The following is a 24,305-nucleotide window of genomic DNA, read 5'->3' on the forward strand; positions in this document are numbered from 1 at the left end:
GGGGCCGGCCGTCGCCACGGCGACGGCGTCGAACCACCTGTGAGGAGGAGCCGTGTTCCTCAGGATGCGCACCGTCTGGCTGCTCGCCGCCGGCGCGGTCCCCGTCCTGGCCTGGCCGCGCCCGCTGACCGTGGGGATCTGGGTGCTGGTGGTGCTCACCGCCGTGGCGGTGGACGTCATCCTGGCACCCTCCCCGCGTGAGCTGCGCGCCGAGCGGCGGGTCTCGCGCTCCGTGCGCCTGGGGCAGTCCACCACGGACACCCTGACCCTGCACAACCCCACGGCCCGGGCGTTCCACGTGGAACTGCGTGACGCCTGGGTCCCCTCGGCAGGGGCCGTCGGGGAGCGCGCCACCGTCAGCCTGCCGCCCGGCCAGCGGCGTCGGCACCGCACCACGCTGACCCCCACGCGCCGCGGGGACCGCCAGGCGGACCTGGTGACCGTCCGCAGCCGGGGGCCGCTGGGGCTCGCGGGCCGCCAGGTCTCCCTGAGCTGCCCCGCCCGCCTGCGGGTCCTGCCCGCCTTCTCCTCGCGCCGCCACCTGCCCAGCCGCCTGGCGCGCCTGCGCGAGCTCGACGGGCGCAGCGCCGTCATGGTGCGCGGCGCCGGCACCGAGTTCGACTCCCTGCGCGAGTACGTGGTGGGCGACGACGTGCGCTCCATCGACTGGCGCTCGACGGCGCGGCGCGGGGACGTGGTGGTGCGCACCTGGCGCCCGGAGCGGGACCGCCGGGTCCTCATCGTGGTGGACACCGGCCGCCTGGCCGCCGCCCGCCTGGGGGACGCCCCCCGGCTCGAGGCGCAGATCGAGGCCGCCCTGCTCCTGGCCGCCCTGGCCACCCACGCCGGGGACCGGGTCAGCATCCTGGCCATGGACACCCGGGTGCGTGCCCGCCTCAGCGGCCAGGCGGGACCGGCCCTCATGAGCGCCCTGGCCCAGGCCCTGGCCCCCCTGGACAGCGAGCTGACCGAGACGGACTGGCGCACCGTCAGCGCCACGGTGCGCCAGGCCCTGCCCCAGCGCGCGCTCGTGGTCGTCCTGGCGGGCCTGGACGGCGCGGGGGTGGGCATGACGCGGGCCCTGGCGCCCCTGGCCCGCGAGCACACCCTGCTGGTGGCCTCCGCCACCGACCCCGACCTGGAGGTCCTGCGCTCGCGGCACTCCACCGCCGAGGAGGTCTACGTGGCGGCAGCCGCCCAGGCCGAGCAGCACGAGCGCGACCGGGTGGCCGAGCTCCTCCAGCGCGCAGGTGCCAAGGTGGTCCAGTCCGACCCCGACGCCCTGGCCCCGTCCCTGGCGGACGCCTACCTGGCGCTCAAGGCCGCGGGGCGCCTGTGAGGGCGGTAGCGCGGCCCTCAGGCCGCCACGGGGAGCTGGTAGCCGGCGTCGTGCTCGTCCAGGTCACCGGTCACCCCGGTGGCCACGGCACGCCGGCCCAGGGCGATGGTGTAGGCCCACAGCAGCGCCAGGGCCAGGACTCCCACCGCGACCTTGACCGCCCACGGGATGGGCGCCGGGGTCACGAAGGCCTCAATGAGCCCGGAGACGGCCAGGGCCACGGTCAGGGCCACGGACACCGTCATGAGGGAACGGGCCTCGCTGGCCAGGGCCCGGCCCCGGGGGCGCGGGCCCGGGACCAGGAGGGTCCAGAACAGCTTCAGGCCGGCGCCCCCGGCCACGAAGACGCTGGTGAGCTCCAGCAGCCCGTGGGGGGCGATGAGGGAGAGGAACTGGGGCAGGGCGTGGTGGTCGGCCATAATGGCCGCCACCTGGCCGAGGTGCACGACATTGAACCAGAGCACGGCCGCCGGCAGCACCCCGGTGATCCCCCCGGCCACGCACAGGGCCGCGATACGGGCGTTGTTGGTCCACACCTGGGCGGCGAAGTCCTGGGGGTCGTAGGTGGAGTAGTAGGAGGAGAAGGCGTGGTCCGCGTAATGGTCGAGCTTGGCGGGACTGCCCAGGGAGGCCATGGCCTCAGGCGAGTGCAGGGTCCACAGGGCCGTGACCACCGCCAGGGCGAGGCCCACCGCGCTCACCCCCAGCGTCCACCAGCGCACCCGGTACAGGGCCGCGGGCATGCTCACCGCCACCAGGTGGGTCAGACCCGTGACCCACGAGGAGGAGGAGGAGGCGGTCACGCGCCCGCGCGCCCGCACCACCCGGGTGGAGAGCTCGGCGAGCACGACGGGGTCGGGGGCCTGCGCCGTCACCTGCGCCAGGTGCCGGGCGGCGGCCCGGTACAGGCCCACCAGCTCGTCAGCCTGCGCCCCGCTCAGACGGCGTCTGTCTACCAGGGTGTCAAGGCGCTCCCACTGGTCCTGGTGCGCCGCGACGAAGGCATCGATATCCACCTCAGGAGTGTGACACCGTGAGTACCGAACCGTCCTCATCCGAGCGGAGGATTGAACAGGATCTCATGGTCATCGGGGAGGCCGTGGCCCTGGAGGTCGTCCCGGCCTCTCTCGGGTCGCGCCTGCTGTCAGGGATCATTGACTACGGCACGATGCTGGTGGGGCTGGTCCTGTCCCTGGCGACGTTCTCGCTGGCCGTCGAGAACGACTACTCCATGACCACGGCGCGCCTGGCCGCCGTGCTCTCCCTGGTGGTCTTCACCTGGCTGGTCGGGCTGCCCCTGCTCATTGAGTCGGCCAGCAACGGGCGCAGCCTGGGGCGCCTGGTCATGGGCACCCGGGTGGTGCGCGACGACGGCGGGAGCGTGCGGCTGCGCCACAGCCTGGTGCGGGTCCTGCTCAGCGTCATCGAGGTGTGGTTCACCCAGGGGGTCCTGTGCCTGATCATGTGCGTGGCCACGAGGCGGAACAAGCGCCTGGGTGACGTGCTGGCCGGCACCTACGTCATCCAGGAGCGCGCCGCCGCCCGCCGTACCGCGCCCGTACTCATGCCCCCCGAGCTGGCGGCGTGGGCCCGTCAGGCCGACATCCGCGGGCTCCCGGGCCACCTCGCCCTGGTGGTGCGCACGTTCCTGTCGCGGACCACCTCCTTCCAGCCGGCGGTGCGGGCGCACCTGGCCACCGAGCTGGCGGCGCAGGTCGCCACCTGCGTGAGCCCTCCCCCGCCGCCGCGCACCCACCCCGAGCGCTTCCTGGCCGCGGTCCTGGCCGAGCGCCGGGACCGCGAGCTCCTCATGGAGCTCCAGGAGCGGCAGGCCGAGGAGGAGGCCGTCCCGTCCCTGCTGTGAGCCCGGTGTACCACGGCGGGCTCACCGGCGTCCGGGCCGGCCTGGCTGCCCGCGACGCTACCGGGGGCGCCAGCTGGCCGCTACCGGGGGCGGCCGCGCCGGGGCGCCGCGGCGGACCCTACCGGGGGCGGCCGCGCCAGGTCGGCCGGCGGCTCCTGCTCAGGCGACCCGCTTGGCCGGCCCCGCTCAGGCGCGCTCAGGCGCCCCGGGCGCCCCATGCTCGGCTGGCTCCCGCTCGGCTGGCCGTGCTCAGGCGGCCTCCACGGGCGCGGGCAGGGCCTGGTCGACCAGGAGCACCGGCACGCCGTCGCGCACCGGGTAGGCCAGGCGGGCACCGGGTGACAGCAGGCAGGGCCCCGCACCGGGCAGGACGACGTCGAGCAGCTCCTGGCCGGTGACCGGGCAGCGCAGGAGGGCGCGCAGCCAGGGGGCCACGGCCTGCCCCGGCTGGGGCACCGAACCGGCCCGGGACGTGACGTCTCCCACCTCAGCCCTCCTTGTGTCCGCGCAGTACGCGCAGGTGCCCGCGGCGGATGATCTCGTCCTCGCTGCCGGGGGAGGTGATCCCCGGCATGTCCCGGACCTGGCAGGGGAGGGTGTCAGCCACCTCGGTCAGCGGCACGGGGGAGATCCCGCCGCGTGAGCTGCGCTCGGCGCGCCTGGGCACGGGGCGGGGGGTCCGGGAGGCCTCCCGGACGGCGTCGGCCAGGGCCAGGAGGTCGTCCTCACTGGGCGGGGCCGGGGCGAGGTCCGTGGCCAGGCGGATGACCTGCCAGCCGCGGGGGGCGGTAAAGGAGTCCACGTGCTTCTGGCACAGGTCGTAGGCCTCCGGCTCACGTTCGGTGGACAAAGGCCCCAGGACGATTGTCGAGTCGGCGTAGACGCTGGTGAGGGTCGCCACAGCGGGGTTCTCACAGCCGGATCGTCGGCACGGTCTGACACTTCGCACTCTAGCAGGCTACCGTGTACGCAGGGTGGAGGCCCTACCGACGCCCCAGTATGAAGGCCAGGAGCGAACCGCGGAGCGAATAGGGTGTGCACCGTGCCGTCCTCCCCCGCTCCGGTCCCCACCTCGCCCGCCGTCCACCGTCGTGACCGGCACGGCCGGGGCCTGCGGGGACCCCTGCTGCCGCCCGCGCTGCCCGCCTGGCGCACCCGCGCCGAGCGCTTTGACGAGATGGTGGTAGCCAGTGCCAGCGAGCTGGCCAGGCGCTGGCCGCAGGTGGAGGCCGTCCAGTTCGCCGTCGAGGACGTCCCGCCCTCGGACCCGGCGCCCTGGGAACGGGGCGTGGTCCTGGGGCGGGGCTTCCAGGCCGAGCCGCGGGCGGGCCTGCCCGCGCGGGTGGTGCTCTACCGGCGTCCCATCACCTCCCGGGCGCGGGGGACCCAGGACCTCCCCGCCCTGGTGCACCAGGTGGTCGTGGAGCAGGTGGCGCTCATGCTGGGACGCCGTCCTGAGGAGATCGACCCTGACGCCTAGGGCACGCCGGCCCTGGCGCGTGGGGCTGCCGAGGCTGGCGCACCCTGGTCCCGGCGCTGGTCACGGCGGCCCTAGCGCATGAGGAGGGTGCGCTGGGCCAGGACGGCGGAGTCCGGTACGGCCGGCAGGGCGGCAATGAGCGTCCCCGGCACGTCCCCGCCGACCTCCTGGGTGGTGACCACGGCGGCGCTCAGGGAGGGGCCCTGCGCCGGGGAGGACAGCGTCAGCGCCGCCACGGTGGTGGGGACGTCGGGCACGAGGGTGGTGGAGGCGGGGACGGTCACGTCCTGGCTCCAGGTCCCGTCGGCCGAGGTCAGGGTCACCGTGGCCTCCGTGGTGGCGCTGTTGGTCACCACCAGCTGGCTCGTCAGCCCCTCACCCTGGGGGACGACCAGGGTCCCGGAGGTGACGGTGCCGTCGTGCCCGGCCTGGATCCAGGCCACGTCACCGGCCAGGGCACCGGACTTGGCCGGGTACTCCCCCGCGCTGCGCACCAGGCGCACGGCGGCCCCCACCGGCTGGTCGGAGGTGACACGCACGCCGTAGGGCCCGGGGGCCGAGCCGGCCAGGGAGGTGTCGAAGACGGCCCCGGGGTCGATACGCACCTCCTGGGCCCCGGGCAGGGGGGTCTGCCCGTCAGCACCCACCAGGGACACCGACACGGTGGCGGTACCCGTACCGGGGTTGACCACCCGCAGCACGGGGGCCTGGGAGGAGACGGCCCCGGTGGTGGTGTCGGCGACCTCCCCCTGGCTCTCAGGGGCGGTCAGGACGACGCCGGGGACGGTCTGGTCGGTGGAGGGGGCCGGCCCCGGGGTGAGGACCTCGACCCCGGCGGGGGTCTCCCCGTTCAGGGACTCGGTGACCATGACCACACCCAGGGAGCCGCCGGTGGCCTCCACGGACACGGCCAGGCGCTCGTCCGCCCCGGCCGTCTCCAGGAGCACCGAGCCGCTCTTGCCGGCGGCCAGGCTGATCTGGCCGCGGGCGGGCAGCGGGCGCTCACCGGTGGAGCCGTAGAGCCTGATCCGGGCGGTGACGGTGGTGGTGCCGGGGTTGGTCAGGCGCAGCTCGGCGGAGGATCCCACGGCCCCCGAGCCGCCCACGATCCAGGAGACGGTGGAGGGCGGCACGCAGGCTGCGGCGGTGAGCCCGCGCAGGTCACCGTCGGGCGTGGAGGTGGTCACCAGGCCCAGGGCGCCGGCACCCGTGCGGTGGGCCGCCGGGACGGTCAGGACGCCGCCCCTGGCGGTGTCGGTGGAGGTGGGGGCGCCCACGGCCAGGGCGCTGCCGTCCAGGTTCACCTGGGAGTCCCCCAGGGGCGTGACGGTGGTGCGGGCGGTGGTGGCCCCCAGGTTGACCGCCTCCAGGGTGTTGGCGGGGGCGGCCGGGCAGGTCAGGAGGACGTCGGTGCTCGGCGCGTCCAGGGTCAGGCCGCCGACGTCCGGGGTGGGGGCGGCCGGGGCGGCGCCCCACCGGGTCAGGACGACGGTGGCAGACAGGAGCACGAGCGCCGACACCACGCGGAAGGCCTGGTAGAGCCGGTGCCGCCAGGCGGGGGCGGGTGGTCGCGTACTGCTCATGGGATCCTCCGGGAGCGACGACGGGGCCTGGCCAGGACCGCCACCACGGCTGTCAGCGCCCAGGTGGCCCGCACGAGCCAGGATGCCAGGGAGGTGGTCGGGCGGTCCGGGGTGACGACGAGCTGGCCGCCGGAGGCCGGCACGGTGAAGGCCTGCCGCCAGGCCCCCTCCCGCAGGGTGGTGGGCTCCAGGGCGACGCCGTCGAGCGTGGCCCGCCAGCGCCAGCTGGTGCGCTCAGCCAGTACCAGGGTGCGCCCGGCCGCCCCCGCCTCAATACCGGTACGCACGGCGGTGCCGTTAAAGGGCAGGGTCAGGCTCGTCCCGTCGGGGCCGACCAGGGCCGCGCGGGCCACCTCGGCGCCGTCGGGCGAGACCCGCCAGGCGGTGCCGGTGGCGGTACGGGCGAGGTCCTCCATGCCGGGGGTCGAGCTCAGGGCGGCCCTGGTCGTGGAGGTGAGCTCGTCACCGTCGCGGTCGGCCAGGACCACCACGGAGATACCGTGCCTGGCCAGCGCCCCCGCCGCGTCCTTGGCGGAGGTCGTGGTCATGCGGGTGACCAGGTGGGCGAGCTCGGCGTCGGCGGCGTCGCTGAGCTCCTGACGCACCAGGCCCGGGGAGCCGGAGACGTCGGCGGCGTCCGGGGAGCCCGCGTCCTTGATCCTGTCGGTGAGCTGGGAGGCCAGGACCCCGGGGACGACGTCGGTGACCTGGGTGCCCGCGCCCCGCCACAGGGAGACGCTCAGGACGGTCCCCTCGGAGGTGTCGGTGCTCGCCAGCGCCAGGACGCGGCCCGCGGCCGGGGCGGTCTCCATCTCCAGGGCGATCAGGGGCACCTGGGACGTGGCCGGGCGCAGGAGCATCAGGGGGGAGGAGGCCCGTGTGGCCACCGCCGCCGCCCAGGCACCTCCCAGCGCCAGGGGGGCCACCAGCACCAGGGTGCCGACGCCACGTACCAGGGCGGTGCGCCACCACGCCCGGGCCTCCAGGAGCCTGACCCCGCCGGCGTCCAGGCCCACCGCGCCAGCCCCCAGGAGCCCGGCCAGTGCCAGAGAGGCACCCGGTCCGGGCCAGGCGGCCACGAACTGGCTGCCGGTCCCCTCCAGGCCGGTGCCCAGGGCCACCACGACGCGGGGGGCCACCAGGGCCAGGGCCAGCCCTCCCAGGAACAGCAGGACGCCGCCGCGGGCCCGCGCCCCCAGGCGGCCGGGGGCAGCCAGTCCCACCAGCGCCAGGACGTGGGGGACGGCCAGGAGCACCATGACGACCCCGGCCAGCCAGGAGGCCGGGAGGAGGGTGTCCAGGCCCTGGGGCAGCCCCAGCAGGGCCTCGGTGGCGCTGGGGGCGGGGGCGCCCAGCGGGGCGCCGGTGTCCGCCAGGAGCAGGCGGGCGGTGCCGGTCAGGGAGTGGGCAATGTGCCAGGCGCCCCACCACACCGGCAGGGCGGTCACCAGGACGGGCAGGACGGTCAGGGCCAGGCGCCCGGCCCGTCGAGGCAGGCGCACCATGAGCAGGACCAGGGCCGGCAGCAGCACGACGGCGGTGGCCGGCACGGCGGCCACGATCCCGGCCCCCAGGAGCCCGGCCAGGGCGGCGGCGCGCGGGGAGCCGGGCCCGTACTGCTCGGTGGCGGCGGCCCGTACGGCGGCGGCACGGGCCAGGGAGCGCTCGCTGGGGGACTCGTCCTCCTGCGCGGCGGGATCCTGGTCGTCCTCCCGGTCCCCCCGGGCGTCCGGCCCGGCGCCGGACTCGGTGGACCCGGCGCCGGCGGTGTCAGCGGGCTCGGCGCCGGCTGACACCTGGCGCTCCTCGTCCTCGTCCCAGGAGATGGTCGCGGACGCCTCCTGGTCCAGGTGGTCCACGCCCTCGTGGTGGTCCGCACTCTCGTCGTGGCCCGCGGCCGCCGCCCCGGCCAGGGCCCGGGCGGCGCGCGCCTCGGCCCGGGAGGCGTCCCGGGGCTCCCCGGGGCTCCTCGGGGCGCTTCCTGCCTCCGGGGCCTCGGCGGTCCCGGTGCCCATCACGCCCCCGCCGTCCTCGGCAGCCTCCTCGGCGCCGTCGCCATCCTCGACGTCGTCGGCCTCGGCGGGCTCAGCGCCCCTGAGGCCGTCGGCGTCAGCCCCCTGGGCACCGGTCCCCTGGGCGCCAGCCGCCCCCTGTCGGGGGAGGTCGGCCGGGGGGGAGAGGCGGTCAAGCTCGGCGCGCTCGCTGTCGGTCAGGTGGTGGGCGCCGACCATCCCGGAGAGGACCACGTCGCGCCGGTCCGCCCCCAGGCCCCGCATGAGGGCCGTCAGGGCCCAGGGCAGGAGGACGTGGACCAGGAGAGGACCCAGGCGCCCCTGCCCCACGGCCAGCAGCCCGGCCGGGGCCAGGGCCCAGGTCAGGGCCACCCAGGCCCTCAGGTGGGTCCGCCGGGTCACGGTCCCGGCCGCGGCCCAGGCGCCCAGAGCCCCCAGCGGCACCGCCACCAGGACCAGGGCGTGGAGCATGAGGGGCCCGTCCAGGCCCACGACCCGTCCCAGGGCCACCGGCAGGGCCAGGACCGCCAGGAAGGGGCTCAGGGGGGAGTCGTAGCCGTCCCCGGAGGCAGCCCAGGTGCTCCAGGCCGCCTCCCACAGACGGCCGGGAGCGGTGTCCAGGCTGGGCAGGGCGCCCCCGGTCAGGCCCCGGCTGGCCAGGGTCCCCCCCAGGGCGAGCAGCCCGGCCCCCGCCGTGAGAAGCAGGACCGCCGTCAGCACGTAGCGGCGTCGGCGGGCCAGGGCCCGCAGCTCGTGGAGCTCGAGCTCGCTGGGGGCCTCCTCGCGGGCGGCCCGCTCCCGCTCCTGACGCACCAGGTCACGGCGCAGGGCCCGGATCTCGGCGCTGTCCACGTACAGGCGGGTCAGCACGGAGCGGGGGACGGTGGCGTGGGCGGCCAGACGGCGTCGTCCTCGGCGGATCAGGCCGGGGCGGGAGGCCACGGCCAGGGCCGCGCCCATCTCGTCGCTGGCGCGGACCACGGAGTTGGTCAGCAGGCGCCAGGGGGCCCGCAGGCAGGCCAGGAGGAGGAACCAGGACAGCAGCAGCCACACCGGGCGGGAGGAGAAGGTGGCCCAGGCGCGCAGCTGGGCGGTGCGGCGGGCGCGGTAGCTGCGCGCCGTCGCCTCCTGCCAGGAGAGCCCCTCGGTGTCCTGCGGGTCCCTGCGCAGGCCGTGGCGCACGCCCCGCCGCCCCAGGAAGGCGGCCCGGCGGTGGGCGACCACGGCGTCGGGGACCACGACCACCCGGTGCCCGGCCAGACGGACGGCACGAGACAGCTCCAGGCCGTCACCGAAGGCACCAAAGGCCGGTGATATGCCACCTATCTCGTCGAACACCGCGCGGTCGACGAGCGCCCCGGCAGTGCCTACCGCCAGGACGTCGGAGCGGCCGTCGTGCTGGCCCTGATCGATCTCCCCCGGGACGATGTCGTTGGCCCGCCGCGCCGAGGCGGTGGTGCGCAGACCCACCTCGAGCAGCTGCTCGGGGTTGTCCCAGTCCACCTGCTTGGGCCCGGCCAGGGCCACCGAGCGGGCCGAGGTCACGGCGTTGAGCAGACTGGCCAGGCACCCGGGGGCGGGGGCGGAGTCGTCGTGGAGCAGCCAGAGGTAGGGGTGGGAGGGCGCTGGCAGGCGCCCGTCCTCCTGGAGGGCGAGCAGGCCGCGACGCACGGCGTCACCGAAGGAGAAGGCCTCGCTGACGTGGAGGATGCGCGCCCGGCTGACCGCGTCGATCCCGGAGAGCTCGACCACGTCCTCCACCGGGGTACCGTCCCCCAGGCCGTTGCGCCGGGAGGCGACGTCCACCACCAGGACCGCGCTGGCCGGCACCTCCTGGCGGGCCAGCGCGACCAGGGTACGCCGTAGGTAGGGGGTGTTGCCCGCCGTGACCAGGACGGCGAGGACGCCCGTGCGCCCTGAGCTCATGCCCGCCTCACCACTCCGGGGCGCTCAGACCGCACGGCGCTTGAGCTTGCGGCGCTCCCGCTCGGACAGGCCCCCCCAGATGCCGAAGCGCTCGTCGTTGGCCAGGGCGTAGGCCAGGCACTCCTCACGGACCTCGCAGGCGGCGCACACGCGCTTGGCCTCACGGGTGGAACCGCCCTTCTCCGGGAAGAAGGCCTCCGGGTCGGTCTGGGCGCACAGGGCCCGCTCCTGCCAGGCCAGCGGGCCGCTCTCCCTGACCTCACCAAAGATCGCCAGGATCTCGGCGTCGGCGGCGGGCTCAGGCCGGGTGAGCGGACCGTCGCCGAGAATGTTCCACACGATGGCGTCCCTTCGCAGTATTGAGGACAACGAACTACTGAGAATTACACGGGCGCCGACCGGTTTCGTCAAGCCAAGGAGGGGCGTCTCACGCAGCGGCTCCGGGTGGTCCCCGGGCCGCTCAACAGCCCCCACCATACCCTGGCGCAGGTCACAGTATGGTCACAAAACCGCAGGCCGACGCGGTTCCGTCTCCGGGTTCAGGGGCGCGGTCGTGCTTGAATCAGGCCATGGGACCCGACCTGCTCGCCTCACAGATTCCGTCCAAAGCGGACAAGGACCGACCCTGGCTGGTGTGGTACGGGCCCGGCGGGGAGCGCGTGGAGCTGACCGGTCACGTGGCCGCCATGTGGGTGTGCAAGGCGGCCGGGCTCCTGGAGGAGCAGACCTGGCCCGGCAGCGCGGTCCACGTGGGCGGCGCGACCCACTGGAGGACCGTCCTGTGGTGCGCCGGGGCCTGGTGGGCGGGCCGCGAGGTGGTCCTGGGCCGGGCCGGGACGGTCACCCGGGCGGTGGACGCCGGCGTGGTGGAGGTGGGCCTGTCGGTCGCCCTCGTCCCCGACGACCTGGCTCAGGCCGAGCTCCAGGTGCTCCTGCCCGGCTCGCCGCTGGCCCTGCGCTGGGACGGCGGCGGGGGCGAGGTGCGCGAGCTGCCGCCGCTGGTGCTCGACGGCGTCGCCGACGTCATGGCCTACCCCGACTACTGCCCGCCGGCAGCGGCGCAGGGCCGGGCGCCCGCCCTGACCGTGCTGGCCGACGCCGGCGCCGGCCCCGGGGCTGGTCCCGGCCCCCTCGCCGGCTCCGGGGCTGGTCCCGGGGACGCCCCGCCCCGGGCCGTCACCCGGCTGGACCGCGCGACCCTGGCGCAGGGGCCGTCAGGGGACCGGGAGCGGGTCCCCCTCACCCGCACCGGCCCCCTGGACCAGGCGCTGCCCCTGGTCCTGGGCGCCTGGCGGCAGCGGCGCGCCGCCGTCCTGGTGTCGCCCCAGGCCGGTGAGGACGTCCTGGCAGCGGCGCGTCGCCAGGAGCTGGTGGGCTGAGCCGGGGCGGGGGCAGCCTGAGCGATCACCAAGGGGCAGGCGCTGATCGGTGACGGCTGACCCCCGGGCAGGGGGCAGGCTGACCCCCGGGCGGGAGGCAGACTGGCCCGGGCAGGGCCCCAGGAGGCCGGGGACGGCGCTCACGGCACGTCGGCCTGGACCACCGTCCCCTGCCCCTCGACGGCCAGGGTGCGCTCGTCGGCGCCCACGAACACCGCCTGGCCGCGGGCCAGGACCTCCTGACCCGACGGCGTCGTCACCGTCACGCTCCCGGCCAGGCCCAGGACGATGCGGGGCCCGCGACCGGGGACCTGCACCCGCCCGTCGGCCCGGACCACGTCGGTGACCAGCAGCTCGAAGTCGTCCACGGGAGCGTAGTAGGCCCGGGTGGCGTGGGAGAGGTACTCGGGGGCGGGGCGCACCGGCGGGGCCGCCACGTAGTCCACGCAGGCCAGCATGGCCGGGACGTCGACGTGCTTGGTGGTCAGGCCCGCGCGCAGCACATTGTCCGAGGAGGCCATAATCTCCACGCCCAGGCCGGAGACGTAGGCGTGCACGCTGCCGGCGGGCACGAACAGCGCCTCACCGGGCCGCAGGGTGACCGGGTTGAGCAGGAGCGCCGCCGCGATCCCGGGGTCGCCGGGGAAGGTGCGGGCCATGGCGACGGCGTTGGCGTCCACCCGCCGGGAGGGGGACTCCCCCCGCCCCAGGCGCCCCGCGAGCTCGGCGGCCAGGTCGTCGACCTCCTGGCTGGTGGGCCGCGACCCGACGGAGACCAGGTCGGAGAAGACCTGGCGGATGCCGAAGCGGGTGGGGTTGAGGACGAGGGAGCGGCGCATCCGCCGTGCCAGGCGCGACTCCAGGCCCGCCAGGACCTCCGCGGCACGCCGTGGCGCCCGGAACCCGGCCACGGCCTCGAAGTGCTCCAGGGCCAGGACCATCTCGGGCTTGTGGTTGGGGTCCTTGTAGTTGCGCAGAGGGTGGGAGGGAGCTATCCCGGCCTCGTTCTCCAGGGCGTAGCCCTCGGCGGCCTGCTCCAGGGAGGGGTGCACCTGGAGGGAGAGCACCTGGCCGGGGGCGATCACCTTGAGCAGGTAGGGCAGCTGGGGGCCGAAGCGACGCACCACGTCGGCGCCCAGGAGCCGCTGGGGCTCGGCGGCGACGAGCTGCTCCAAGGTGGTGGGCGAAGCGTCCCCCGAGGCGTCCACCAGGTGGGTGGGCCCGTTGGGGTGGGCGCCCAGCCACAGCTCGGCCCACGGCTGGCCGTCCGGCTCCTGGCCCAGGAAGTCGAAGACGGCCGTCGTCGAGCCCCAGTCGTAGCGCTGACGGGCTCCGGCAAGTCGTTCCATGGGCGCCACCGTAGCCTACTGCCGGCACGTCCCAGGATCCGGGGCGGGGGCCTCAGCCACCACCGGCCCCGCCAGCGGCCCCGGGAAGCCGGGGTGACCTGAGCGTGCGCCAGCCACACGGTGTAGGCCCCGCCACCGGCCCCGGGCGGTCAGGATGCGGCCTGGAGGCCGGCAGGGGCCCGCCAACGGGCCCGGGGCCTCAGTCGCTGCCGGGTCCGGGGGTGTAGACCTCCACGCTGCCGTCCGGCCTGCCACGGAGCATAATCCAGGTGCCGAACCTGTCGGAGTGGTCGGCCGAACGGTCCAGCCCGCACATAATGTCGCCGGACCGGTAGGGGCCCTCCTGGACGATCTGGGAGGCGTCACCGGGACGGATCGAGGCCTTGCGGCCGTTGCCGAAGTACACGGTGCTCATGCCGAGCATGTTGGGCGACCCGACGGCGGGCAGGAGGATGCACTCCCCGACCGTGGACCCCTTCGGGAAGTAGGACTCCCGGACGGTGAAGCCGCTGTAGGGGGCGTTGCGGTCCAGGGCGCTCATGAGACTCGGTACGGCCCACTGCGCGGCCCTGGCGTCGTCATGGGCGACCACCGCGTCCACGAAGTCCTGTACCGCCTCCAGGCGGGGCAGGCGCACGTCGCCCTGCCCGGTGTGGAAGACGAGGTCGGTGGCCACGAACCTCTGTCCGTCCCAGACGAAGTCGCCGTCGGCGCTGCCGGACTTGCGGCTGGCGTGGTAGTCCTCGTCCCCGTACAGGGCGATATTGTTCCAGGACAGGTGGAGGGACCCCCCGAACACGCTCAGGGAGGTAATGGTGAAGTCGGAGATGCTGCCGCCGAGCTCCTGCTTGTGGGGGACGGGGTCCAGGGCGGCCACGAGCTTGTGGTCGGGGTCGTAGACCATAATGAAGTCGTCCTCGTAGGCGCCGCCGTAGGAGCAGTTGGCCCGGACCACCGCCGCGGGCCGCCCCTCGAAGACCGTGGTGACGACCTCCTTAATGGTCGTCCTCGCGTTCTGCTGGGAGCCGCCGGAGGCCTGGCCGTCCACGAAGGTCACCCGCTCCCGGCCCTGCTCGGAGGCCTCGCTGGGTGAGACCCGCAGGCCGCAGCGCTCGGGGACCTCCAGGGTGGCGTTCCTCAGCTCCTCGGCGCTCGGGGCCCGGTCCGGCTCCCCCTGGTGCTGGGCGACGGCAGTGACCTGGGTGACCGAGGCGTCGACGGGCCGGGTCAGGTCGGCAACGCTCAGGGAGCTGTGGGACCACAGGTAGAGGTACTGGTCGTCCGAGGTCCACGACCTCAAGGGGACGTCAACCCTCCAGGACTCACTGCCGTCGGCCAGGTCCCGGGCCACCACGCCCGAGGGTGTGCCCACCACCAGGGTGTCACCCACCAGCCAGTGCGGGGAGCCGCCCTCGGTGAACCCGCTGACCTGCGCCGTGCCCTCGGGCAGGGTGACCGTCCACAGCACGTCGGCGCCCTCGAGCGCGGCCAGGGTGGTGCCGTCGCACACGACCCAGACGTCACGCTTCCCCGGCAGGGGCACGGCTCCCAGGCTCCGCGGCGCCTGGGCCGGCAGCACCCAGGTGGGGGATCCCAGCCTCAGGCCGCTCACGACGGCGCCTGACCGGTCCGTCACCGAGCCGTCGGCCCCCAGGGCGTAGGGGACCTGGTCGCTGGCCGCCCCCGCCAGGGTGGCGCTTCCCGGGACTACCGGGGCCGGAGTAGCGCTTCCCGGGGCTGAAGTAGCGTTGCCGGAGGCTGCCGAGGCGGGGGTGGAGCTGCTGGCAGCCGTCGGGACGGAGGGCGCATGGCGCGGAGCGGGGGTGGAGCTTCCGGGGGACGTTGGGGCGGAGGCGTTACCACCAGAGGCCTGGGGGCGGCCCCTGTCCACGTCCAGAGCGAAGCCCTCGCCGCAGCGCACGACCGTCCCGTCCAGCGCGCACGGGCCCGCGTTCGCGGGAAGGGGCGCGGTCCACCGGGGGTAGCTGGTTAAGCCCGCCACGTCCACGGCGCTGAGCAGATCCCGCTCGCCGTCGCGCAGACGCATGACCGCGGTGCTCCCTGAGCGCAGCACCGGGTCACCGGTGGCCTCGATCTGCTCGCCGTCTCCCACCATGGAGAAGTCAACGATGGAGACCACGGTGGGCGGGTCCTGGAGGCTGCCCCGGGGCACGAACCTGCCCACCAGCCAGCCCGTGCCCGCTCCCAGGCCGGCGAGCAGCGCCAAGACCAGGACCACCACCAGCGGCCTGGGACGACGTCGACGCCGTCTGCGGGTATCGGACGCCGACTCGGCCTCCGCGATGAGGTGGTCAAGGGACTGCTCAGCCGTCTGCCCGGGACCGGTTGAGCCGGGGATGTGGGTCATGGGCATATCCAAGCACCCGCCCAGAGCGGAATCGAGCCCCTGGGGAGACCAGTTCCTGCCCCCCGCGCGACGTGGGCCGCGCATCCTGAGCCTGCCCAAGCTGCGCCAGCACTATCCTGCCCTGCGCGACGTGGGCCGCGGGTGGACCGGCCCCGTCTCAGCCCTGGTCGCGGCCGGCCAGGCGACGCTCGGCGGCCTCCACCACATTGGCCAGCAGCAGGGCCCGGGTCATGGGCCCCACCCCGCCCGGGTTGGGGGAGAGCCAGGCCGCGACCTCGTCCACGCCGTCGGCCACGTCCCCGGCGATCCGGCCCCTGCCGGTGGCCGGGTCCACGACGCGCGAGACGCCCACGTCCAGGACCACGGCACCGGGCGCCACCATGTCCGCCGTCACAATACCGGGCCTGCCGGCGGCCGCGATAACGACGTCGGCCCGGCGCACGTGGGCGGCCAGGTCCCGGGTCCCGGTGTGGCACACGTCCACGGTGGCGTTGACGTCCTTGCGCCCCAGCAGCAGGCCGATGGAGCGGCCCACGGTGATCCCGCGTCCCACGACGCACACGTCCGCCCCCGCCAGGTCGATGCCGTGGCGGGTCATGAGCTCGATGCAGGCCCGGGGCGTGCACGGCAGGGGCGAGGTGACGGGGCCGGAGGACCGCAGCACCAGGCGTCCCAGGTTGGTGGGGTGCAGCCCGTCGGCGTCCTTGGCCGGGTCGACGCGCTCCAGGACGGCGTTGGTGTCGATCCCCGCGGGCAGGGGCAGCTGGACAATGTAGCCGGTGCAGGCGTCATCGGCGTTGAGACGATCGACGGCGGCCTCCACCTGGGCCTGGGTGGCGGTGGCGGGCAGGTCGGTACGGATGGAGGCGATGCCCACCTCGGCGCAGTCGGCGTGCTTGCCGGCCACGTACTTAAGGCTGCCGGGGTCCTGGCCCACCAGGACCGTGCCCAGGCCCGGGGTGAGACCACGCTCGCGCAGCGCCTCCACGCGGGTGCGCAGCTCGGCCTTGAGGGCGGCGGCGGTGGCCGCCCCGTCCAGGACCCGGGCCGGCCCGGCCCAGGGGGCCCTCACTGGACCAGTCCCGGGTAGAGGGGGAAGGCGTCGGTGAGCGTCCTGACCCGCCCGCGCAGGCCGGCCAGGACATCCTCGTCGGCCCTCCCGGCGGCACCGGCCACCAGGGTGGTGGCGATAATGTCGGCGACCTCGGTGAACTCGGCCTCCCCGAAGCCGCGGGTGGCCAGCGCCGGCGTGCCGATGCGCAGCCCGGAGGTCACGCGCGGGGGTCGGGGGTCGAAGGGGACAGCGTTGCGGTTGACGGTGATGCCGGCGGCGTGGAGCAGGTCCTCGGCCTGCTGGCCGTCCAGGGGGGCCTCGCGCAGGTCCACGAGCACCAGGTGGACGTCGGTGCCGCCGGTGACCAGCCGGATCCCGGCGGTGCGCACGTCGTCGGCCCCCAGGCGCTCGGCAAGGAGGCGGGCGCCGCGCACGGTGCGCTCCTGGCGCTCGCGGAACTCCTGGGTGCCAGCGATCCTCATGGCCACGGCCTTGGCGGCGATGACGTGCATGAGGGGGCCGCCCTGCTGGCCGGGGAAGACGGCGGAGTTGAGCTTCTTGCCCCACTGCTCGGCCCGGTTGGACAGGATCATGCCGGAGCGGGGGCCGCCCAGGGTCTTGTGGACGGTGGTGGACACCACGTCGGCGTAGGGCAGCGGGGAGGGGTGCAGTCCAGCGGCCACGAGCCCGGCGAAGTGGGCCATGTCCACCCACAGGGCGGCGCCGACCTCGTCGGCGATGGAGCGGAAGGCGGCGAAGTCCAGGTGGCGGGGGTAGGCGGACCACCCGGCGATGAGCACGGTGGGGCGCTCGCGCAGGGCGGCCTGGCGCACCTGGTCCATCTCAATGCGCATGCTGGTCTCGTCCACGCCGTAGGCGGTGGCGTGGTAGTTCTTGCCGGAGAAGTTGATCCTCATGCCGTGGGTGAGGTGGCCGCCGTGGGCCAGGGACAGGCCCAGGAGGGTGTCGCCGGGGGTGGCCAGGGCGTGGAGGACGGCGGCGTTGGCCTGGGCCCCGGAGTGGGGCTGGACGTTGACGTACTCGGCGTCGAAGACGGCCTTGGCGCGCTCGATCGCCAGGTTCTCGGCCACGTCCACCACCTCGCAGCCGCCGTAGTAGCGCCGCCCGGGGTAGCCCTCGGCGTACTTGTTGGTCAGGACCGAGCCCTGGCACTCCAGGACCGCGCGGGGCACGAAGTTCTCCGAGGCGATCATCTCCAGGGTCTCGCGCTGGCGGGTGAGCTCGCCGGTGAGGACCTCGGCGATCTCGGGGTCGAGCTCGGCCAGGGGCTGGTTGTTGACAGGACTGTTGCCGGAAGCGGTCATGGTTCTCCTTGGTGACTCGCGGCGGGCCTCGGCCCAGGCGGGCGGCCAGGTACCCCGGTGCACGGGCACGGCCAGGCGCCCCCGCTGCCGCCGCTCCCCGGTGGTGGACCACCCTCGCCAGTCGCGCCGGCAGGGCCATCCTAGCCTCAGGGGCGGGGGCACAGGGTATCGCGTGTCACGGGGCGCCCGACGGCGGCCGGCTCATCCTGCCAGCGGCCCGTCCGGCCGAGCTGGGCGCCCGACGGCGGCCGGCTCACGCTCCGCGACCAGGAGGACGGCAGCGTCGGGCCTGCGCCCCGGGGCCCGAGGGCGACTGCGAGGGCTCCACCCAGCTGCGTGCCCCCTCCCTGGCCAGCCCCCGGGGCCCTGGGGCGACTGCGCACGGCCCGCGTCGAGGAGCCCACGCTCGGTGCCCAGCCCGCGGGGCCGGAGGGCGACTGACCACGCAGCGGGACGGATAGGCTTAGGGCCATGTCTGACCCCGCCTGCCACCTGGTCCTGTCACTGTCCTGCCCTGACCGGCCCGGTATCGTCCACGCCGTCTCTGGGGCCCTGGCCCGCCGTGGCGGGAACATTACCGAGTCCAAGCAGTTCGGCGACGAGGACTCCGGCCTGTTCTTTATGCGCGTCCAGGTCCTGACCACCGTGCCTCGCGCAGAGCTGGAGAAGGACCTCGCCGAGCTCGCCGGGGCCTACCAGATGACCTGGAGCCTGGACGAGGTCGGCCGCCCCCTGCGCACCCTGGTCATGGTGAGCAGGGAGGGGCACTGCCTGACCGACCTGCTGTTCCGGGCCCGCAGCCAGGGGCTGCCGATTGACGTGGTGGGCGTGGTGGGCAACCACGAGGACCTGCGGGACGTCGCGGAGTTCTACGGGGCGCCCTTCACCTGCGTGCCCGTCACGCGGGACACGAGGGAGGCGGCTGAGGCCGAGCTGCTGGGGCTGGTGGACGGCCTCGGCGTCGAGCTGGTGGTCCTGGCCCGCTACATGCAGATCCTCTCCCCCGCCCTGTGCGAGCGGCTGCACGGGGGCGTGATCAATATCCACCACTCCTTCCTGCCCAGCTTCAAGGGCGCCAACCCCTACCGTCAGGCCCACCAGCGGGGGGTGAAGCTCATTGGGGCCACCGCCCACTACGTGACGGCGGACCTGGACGAGGGCCCCATTATCGAGCAGGACGTCACCCGGGCCACCCACGAGGACTCAGTGGCGTCCCTGCGCGCCAAGGGGCAGGACGTGGAGCGCCGGGTGCTGGCCCAGGCGGTGCGCTGGCACGCCGAGCACCGCGTGCTGCTCAACGGCCAGCGCACCGTCGTCTTCGCCTGAGGGCGACCGCCCGCCCCGCCCCCTCCTCCCGCCCCCTCCTCCGCGAGAACGGTACTTATTCGCCGCGAGAACGGTACTTATTGCTCGCGAGAACGGAAGGGGCGTCGGGTGCCCGCCGTGTCTCCCGGCATAAGCCTGGTTTATGCGGCACCTCGGGTATTTTCCCACGCGCTTGCCGCCCCGGATCCGCATGCGTGTCGCAATCTGAGGATCAGGGAGGTAGGCACCCTCAGGCGTGTCGAGGCTCAGGCTTCTGACCTGCGTGGACATTGGGCGCACAAAGCCTGGGACGGGGTGGGGTCGGCTCTGATCCTCAGATTGCGACAAAACATCCGCCCGGCACCGCCAGGGCAGGACCGTCGTAGGGAAGCCGACCATAGCCAGAACCCGCTCCACGACGTGCTGACGCAGCAGCTCCTGCCCGCCGACGTGGTGGTACAGCGTCGAGGTGGCCACACCGAGGCGCCCGGCCAGATCGCGCACCGACCACGAATCGAGCCCGGTACCGCGCGTGGCCTCGACGGCGACGTCGATAATCGCCGTAGGCGTGAGGCCGACGTGGTAGGGCCTTCTGGCTCCGGTCCTGGTCATCAGCTCCTGACTCCGCCCTGAGCGCCCGCACCGGATACCGCCCCGGTCACGGGTCGGAGATCCACGGTACCAGGATCCGCAGAGGTGCGACCATCGGGCTGACCTCGGGCAAACTGGACGACGGCGCGCAAGCACCCCCGCAGCCCGGGCGAGCGCGCCAGCGGCGTGAGCGTGCGGTGGCGACCGAGCAGCCCTCCCGCAGCCCGGGCGGGGACAACGGTACCGCGCGCCCAGCGGGGGTGAACGCGCTGCCACCCAGGTGAACGCGCCTCAGAGCAGGTGAACGCGCTGCCACCCAGGTGAACGCGCTGTCGCTGGGGTGAACGTGCCTCCTGGCAGCGTTCATATACGCAAGAGCACGTTCACCCGGCCTTAAGCGCGTCCAGCTCGAGCGAGCCCGGCGCGAGCGGCCCCGGCGCACGCCCAGACGTCCACAGACTGAGGAGGACCATACCCAGGGCGACGCCGGACCCCTGGCGGACGCGGCGCGAGACCCATGACGAGGAGCGCACTCAGCAGGACAGCCCCGAAGCCGACCCCGCGCCAGCATCCGAGCCGAGTTCGCGGGCGAGGGCGGACGGCTGTCGCGCTGGCGGCCACCACCCCGCGGGCGAGGGCGGACCGACGGCCGCCCGGGCCTGGCCGACCTGCGCGAGCCGACCGCCCCGCGAACGAATACAGGCCTCCAGGGCGGCGGCCAGCGGCGGCCAGCCGGGGGCGGCGGCCCGCCAGCGGCAGTCAGCCAGCCAGGCGGCCCCTGCCACCCCACGGGCAAGGGAGGACGCACCGTATACAGGCAGACCACCTCGACACGCCCGACCCACCACCTCAATATGTCACATCTCACACTTTGCTCGATAATGATTATCAACTATACTGATGGTATCCACACCGTCACCCACTCGACACCACGTCGCACAGGAGGAACCGTGAACACTCAGCAGCTGGACCGGATGCGTACCGGCGCCGGCTTTATCGCAGCCCTGGACCAGTCGGGAGGATCCACGCCCCGCGCCCTGAAGGGGTACGGGATCGGCCCGGAGCGCTACTCCACGGACGAGGAGATGTTCGCCCTGGTCCACGCCATGCGCGCCCGCGTCATCACCAGCCCGGCCTTCACCTCTAAGCGCATCCTGGGGGCGATCCTGTTCGAGCGCACCATGGACTCCCAGGTCGAGGGCCGCCCGACGGCCGACTACCTGTGGGACGTCAAGGGCATCGTGCCCTTCCTCAAGGTGGACAAGGGCCTGGCCGACCCCGAGCACAACGTCCGCCTCATGCGTCCTATCGAGGGCCTGGACGCCCTGCTGGAGCGGGCCGTGGCAGCCCACATCTTCGGCACCAAGATGCGTTCGGTCATCCTGGGGGCCGACCCCGCGGGCGTGGACCAGGTGGTGGACCAGCAGTTCGAGGTGGCCTCCCAGATCCTCGACGCGGGTCTGGCACCCATTATCGAGCCGGAGGTGGACATCCACGCCCCGGACAAGGCGGAGGCCGAGGAGCTGCTGCGCGCGGCCATTACCAGGCACCTGGACGCCCTGCCCGAGGGCCGCGACGTCCTGCTCAAGGTCTCCATCCCCACCGTGGACGGCCTCTACACCCCGCTCATGGAGCACCCGCGGGTGGTGCGCGTGGTGGCGCTCTCCGGCGGCTACCCCCGTCAGGAGGCCAACGAGCGCCTGGCCCGTAACCCCGGCCTCATTGCCAGCTTCTCGCGGGCGCTGCTGGAGGACCTGGCCGACTCCCAGGACCAGGAGACCTTCGACGCCGCCCTGGCCTCCACCATTGAGAGCATCTACGCCGCCAGCACGACCTGAGGCCCTAGGGCGCGGGGCTGGCGAGCACAGTCGTGGCGTGCGGACACATCCGGGGTTGTCCGCGCACCACCCCGGCGTCGGTCAGATTCTGTAGGGGAGGCTGACCGACGCCGGGCCTCGCCCGGTGGTACAGCGCGAACAGGCCTGGCCGCCCCGGCGAGCAGGCGCCAGACCGGTTCCGGCTGGTCCGGCCTCAACCTCCGGTCTCAACCCATGGTGACGACCCCGGTAGGCGCAGGCGCCCCCCACACCGACGCGATCATCCGCCCGGCTTCCATGACGACCCCGGTAGGCGCAGGCGCCCCCGGGCTGGTCCTAGCTGGCCAGGGGCTCCTGGTCTGGCGCAGACAACAGCAGAGCGTCCTGAGCCGTTCCCGGCCCCGGCAGCGTCGCGACCCCGCCCAGTGGCACGGATCTCCTATGGTTGGTCCCATGAGCCTTAAGAACGTCCTCATTGACTCCCTGTCCCGCTCCCGGGAGCGCCTGGGCCGGGCGCTCGACGGGGTGACCGCCGAGCAGGCGAACACCCAGCCCGAGCCCCTGAAGGCACCCCGGATCGACTCCCTGGCCTGGCTGGCGTGGCACACCGCCCGCGAGATCGACCTCCAGGTCAGCGACCTGCGAGGCACCGAGCCGCTGTGGACCGCCGCGGGGTTCAGTCAGCACTTTGCCCTCCCCCTGCCCGACGACACCGAGGACTGGCACCACACCCCCGACCTGGCGGCCCAGGTCCGGGTCACCAGCACCTCCCTCCTCACGGAGTACCTGGATGCTGCCTACGCCCTGGCTGAGGACTACCTGCGCACCCTGGATCCGGCCTGCCTGGAGGAGGTCATCGACACCTCCTGGAACCCGCCCGTCACCCGGATCACGCGCCTGGTCTCCATTGTCGACGACGCCGCCCAGCACTCGGGCCAGGCCGTCTACTCCCGGCGCCTGCTGGGCCTGGAGGGCTGACACCGCGCGCTCACAACGGTGTCCGGAGCCGGTGGGCCTGCGCCGTGAGGCTGGCCCCTAGTCACCCACGTCCCGCACGAGGCCAGCGGTGGGCCTACGCCGTGGGAACCGGTACCAGCAGACACCGCTACCGGGCCCACCAGCAGGTTGCCCCCTGGCCGCCCACATCCTGCACGGGGCCAGCGACAGGTCCGCGCCGCGCTCCACGGCACCGAGCCCCACAGCGCCGGGAGCCGGGCTACCCGCCCCCCGGCCGGGCTACCGGTCCCCGAACCAGTCCCCCAGGCCGTCGTCGGCCCCGATCCAGCTCATGGCCAGGGCGAGCTCGTCCTGGCGCAGGAGGATCCTCTCAAAGGCCCACCGGACCCGGTCGCGGACCCCGGGGTTGCCCAGACCGGTGACCACCAGGTGACAGCGGGGCTCACCAGGCTCCTGGCCCTCACGCAGCGGTACGTCATTCCAGGTCCCGGCGTCGCCCACGGTCAGGGCGCCCCCGGCGAGCTCCCAGACGCACACCCGCCCGGGGCGGCTGGGCAGCCAGAAGCATCCGCGGGCGCACACGCCCTGGCCAGCCAGGTCGGCGACGAGCTCGCGCAGGCGCCCGGGGTGGAAGGGCAGGCTGGAGGACAGGTCCAGGGTCCAGGCCCCGTGCACCTGCGGCCCGCCCCAGGCCTGGGTGGTGGCCGGGTGGACGCGGGCCAGGGCCGCCGTCGCATCGTGTCGCAGGGACAGCAGGACCTGGGCGAGGGGGTGCTCCAGGCCGGGCAGGAGGAGGGTGTCGTGGGGGCGCAGGTGCTCCACGAGCTCGGCCCCCGCCGAGCTCCCCGCCCCGGGATCTTCGGCCCGTACAGCCTGCGCGGACCCGGCTCCGGACCCTCCGTCCTTCCGTCCCCCACCCCTTACCTGGCCGGGGCCTGACCTCGAGCCAGTCCCAGACCCGCACCCGGCGACAGACTCGCGCCCGGCCTCGGCCCCGGATCCAGACCCGGCCTTGGCCCCAGACTCGCGCCCAGACCCGCACCCAGCCTCGGCTACGGACTCGCACCCGGCCCCGGCCCCAGCCCCAGCCCCGGATCCAGACCCGGCCCCGGACCTGTCGGGCTCCCCGGTCCCCCTGCTCCCGCCTCGCGCCCCCGCGGCGCGGCCGGGCTCCTGGGCTCCCAGGGCCAGGATGACGTCGGCGTAGCCGAGGTTGACCAGGTGCACCTCGCCGGTGCAGCGCTGGTCCCCCTCCGCCAGGGCCAGGCCGAGCTCGGACAGGCTCTGGTGCCCCAGGACGTCGGCCACGGCCCGCTGGGTGTCAATGACGTGGGCGACCCCGGCCAGGACCGCCCCCGGCTCCTCCTCCAGCGCGTGGGCGAGCCCGGGCACCAGGTGGGGCAGCTCGACGGCGGGCGGCAGCAGGACGATGGTGGCGCCACCGGGGTCGTCCTGGGCGCGGGAGCAGGCGAGCTCCGCCAGGGCGTCACGCAGGGAGCAGGTGAGGCAGGCGTGGCGCATGGGCAGGTCCAGGTGGACAGGCTCATGCCAGGCGCCCCCGGTCAGCCGCACCACGCCGTAGCCAGGCCCCTCCTCCCAACCGGGGACGTCCCAGCCACCGCCGTCACGGGGTCCAGCCTCCTCCCAGCCGGCCTCCTCCCAGCCGGACCCTTCCTGGTCCGCCCCCGGCCAGTCGGCCTCCTGCCCGGAGGCGTCCCACGCACCGGGGCCCGTCACCTGGGGCGGGTCCGCACGCTGGCCGCGTGCAGACGTATCCCACGCACCGGGGCCCGTCAGGCCGTCCTGGTCAGGGCGCTGGCCGCTGTGGAGGGTGGCGGTCAGGACCAGGGCTTCCTGGCCGGACAGGCTCAGGGCGGTCAGGTCGAGCAGCACCGGGTCGACGGCGCTGACCAGGGCCAGACGGTGGGCGGTGGGACGACTCACGGGACCTCCAAG

Annotated in this window: 18 protein-coding genes; 7 read left to right on the forward strand and 11 right to left on the reverse strand. The window is 74.5% G+C overall.

All coding sequences use genetic code 11. From position 1 onward, the window contains the following. The first annotated feature begins 52 nt into the window (after positions 1-52). Positions 53-1,339 (forward strand): DUF58 domain-containing protein, encoded by a 1,287-nt coding sequence (locus JJJ15_RS02985; protein WP_106109409.1) that lies wholly within the window; start codon positions 53-55, stop codon positions 1,337-1,339. A gap of 17 nt (positions 1,340-1,356) precedes the next feature. Here JJJ15_RS02985 and JJJ15_RS02990 read toward each other — a convergent pair whose 3' ends face one another. After that, complete coding sequence (locus JJJ15_RS02990; RefSeq protein ID WP_200511403.1) at positions 1,357-2,355, reverse strand: stage II sporulation protein M; 999 nt, start codon at positions 2,353-2,355, stop codon at positions 1,357-1,359. A 17-nt stretch (positions 2,356-2,372) separates the two neighbouring features. On the opposite strand from JJJ15_RS02990, the gene JJJ15_RS02995 reads away from it, so the two are divergent. Then, on the forward strand, positions 2,373-3,203 hold the full coding sequence (locus JJJ15_RS02995) for an RDD family protein (protein ID WP_246742126.1): 831 nt from the start codon (positions 2,373-2,375) through the stop codon (positions 3,201-3,203). A 249-nt stretch (positions 3,204-3,452) separates the two neighbouring features. Here JJJ15_RS02995 and JJJ15_RS03000 read toward each other — a convergent pair whose 3' ends face one another. After that, on the reverse strand, positions 3,453-3,689 hold the full coding sequence (locus JJJ15_RS03000; RefSeq protein ID WP_246742127.1) for a hypothetical protein: 237 nt from the start codon (positions 3,687-3,689) through the stop codon (positions 3,453-3,455). Position 3,690: 1 nt separating this feature from the next. Next, positions 3,691-4,152 carry a DUF3499 domain-containing protein gene (locus JJJ15_RS03005; RefSeq protein ID WP_106109413.1) on the reverse strand — a complete coding sequence of 154 codons (462 nt, stop codon included), beginning with the start codon at positions 4,150-4,152 and terminating at the stop codon, positions 3,691-3,693. A 93-nt stretch (positions 4,153-4,245) separates the two neighbouring features. On the opposite strand from JJJ15_RS03005, the gene JJJ15_RS03010 reads away from it, so the two are divergent. Further along, positions 4,246-4,683 carry a metallopeptidase family protein gene (locus tag JJJ15_RS03010; protein WP_246742129.1) on the forward strand — a complete coding sequence of 146 codons (438 nt, stop codon included), beginning with the start codon at positions 4,246-4,248 and terminating at the stop codon, positions 4,681-4,683. A 71-nt stretch (positions 4,684-4,754) separates the two neighbouring features. On the opposite strand, the gene JJJ15_RS03015 is transcribed toward JJJ15_RS03010, so the two are convergent. The 3 genes from JJJ15_RS03015 to JJJ15_RS03025 are packed head-to-tail and all read right to left on the reverse strand — an operon-like array spanning position 4,755 to position 10,543. Beyond that, entirely contained in the window at positions 4,755-6,266 is a 1,512-nt protein-coding gene (locus JJJ15_RS03015; protein WP_200511404.1) for a DUF5719 family protein, read from the reverse strand. Beyond that, positions 6,263-10,204 carry a glycosyltransferase gene (locus JJJ15_RS03020; RefSeq protein ID WP_200511405.1) on the reverse strand — a complete coding sequence of 1,314 codons (3,942 nt, stop codon included), beginning with the start codon at positions 10,202-10,204 and terminating at the stop codon, positions 6,263-6,265. Before JJJ15_RS03020 ends, JJJ15_RS03015 begins: the two co-directional genes overlap by 4 nt. Positions 10,205-10,228: 24 nt before the next feature. Next, the gene (locus JJJ15_RS03025; RefSeq protein ID WP_106109416.1) at positions 10,229-10,543 is read right to left on the reverse strand and encodes a WhiB family transcriptional regulator; all 315 of its coding nucleotides are present in this window, start codon (positions 10,541-10,543) and stop codon (positions 10,229-10,231) included. Positions 10,544-10,773: 230 nt separating this feature from the next. Between JJJ15_RS03025 and JJJ15_RS03030 the strand changes: the two genes are divergently transcribed. Then, the gene (locus JJJ15_RS03030; protein WP_200511406.1) at positions 10,774-11,583 is read left to right on the forward strand and encodes a TIGR03089 family protein; all 810 of its coding nucleotides are present in this window, start codon (positions 10,774-10,776) and stop codon (positions 11,581-11,583) included. A 140-nt stretch (positions 11,584-11,723) separates the two neighbouring features. Here JJJ15_RS03030 and manA read toward each other — a convergent pair whose 3' ends face one another. The 4 genes from manA to glyA form a co-directional block, all read right to left on the reverse strand. Further along, complete coding sequence (gene manA / locus JJJ15_RS03035; protein WP_200511407.1) at positions 11,724-12,932, reverse strand: mannose-6-phosphate isomerase, class I; 1,209 nt, start codon at positions 12,930-12,932, stop codon at positions 11,724-11,726. Between the two features lie 199 nt (positions 12,933-13,131). Beyond that, positions 13,132-15,300: a hypothetical protein gene (locus JJJ15_RS03040; RefSeq protein ID WP_200511408.1), complete on the reverse strand. Its 2,169-nt coding sequence runs from the start codon at positions 15,298-15,300 to the stop codon at positions 13,132-13,134. 157 nt (positions 15,301-15,457) lie between these two features. After that, positions 15,458-16,372 (reverse strand): bifunctional methylenetetrahydrofolate dehydrogenase/methenyltetrahydrofolate cyclohydrolase, encoded by a 915-nt coding sequence (locus JJJ15_RS03045; RefSeq protein ID WP_200511409.1) that lies wholly within the window; start codon positions 16,370-16,372, stop codon positions 15,458-15,460. Next, on the reverse strand, positions 16,369-17,679 hold the full coding sequence (gene glyA / locus JJJ15_RS03050; protein ID WP_200511410.1) for a serine hydroxymethyltransferase: 1,311 nt from the start codon (positions 17,677-17,679) through the stop codon (positions 16,369-16,371). The genes JJJ15_RS03045 and glyA overlap by 4 nt, the downstream gene beginning before the upstream one ends. A gap of 471 nt (positions 17,680-18,150) precedes the next feature. Here glyA and purU point away from each other — a divergent pair, with 471 nt between their 5' ends. The 3 genes from purU (at position 18,151) to JJJ15_RS03065 (ending at position 22,370) form a co-directional block, all read left to right on the forward strand. After that, complete coding sequence (gene purU / locus JJJ15_RS03055; RefSeq protein WP_106109424.1) at positions 18,151-19,005, forward strand: formyltetrahydrofolate deformylase; 855 nt, start codon at positions 18,151-18,153, stop codon at positions 19,003-19,005. Positions 19,006-20,525: 1,520 nt separating this feature from the next. Beyond that, on the forward strand, positions 20,526-21,413 hold the full coding sequence (locus JJJ15_RS03060) for a fructose bisphosphate aldolase (RefSeq protein ID WP_106109425.1): 888 nt from the start codon (positions 20,526-20,528) through the stop codon (positions 21,411-21,413). A gap of 432 nt (positions 21,414-21,845) precedes the next feature. Then, positions 21,846-22,370, forward strand: a complete 525-nt coding sequence (locus tag JJJ15_RS03065) for a DUF664 domain-containing protein (RefSeq protein WP_200511411.1) — start codon at positions 21,846-21,848, stop codon at positions 22,368-22,370. A gap of 258 nt (positions 22,371-22,628) precedes the next feature. Here JJJ15_RS03065 and JJJ15_RS12870 read toward each other — a convergent pair whose 3' ends face one another. Then, the gene (locus JJJ15_RS12870) at positions 22,629-24,293 is read right to left on the reverse strand and encodes a GTP-binding protein (RefSeq protein ID WP_246742130.1); all 1,665 of its coding nucleotides are present in this window, start codon (positions 24,291-24,293) and stop codon (positions 22,629-22,631) included. Positions 24,294-24,305 lie beyond the last annotated feature (12 nt).

Source organism: Actinomyces sp. HMT897, assembly GCF_016626125.1.
Classification (GTDB): Bacteria; Actinomycetota; Actinomycetes; order Actinomycetales; family Actinomycetaceae; genus Actinomyces.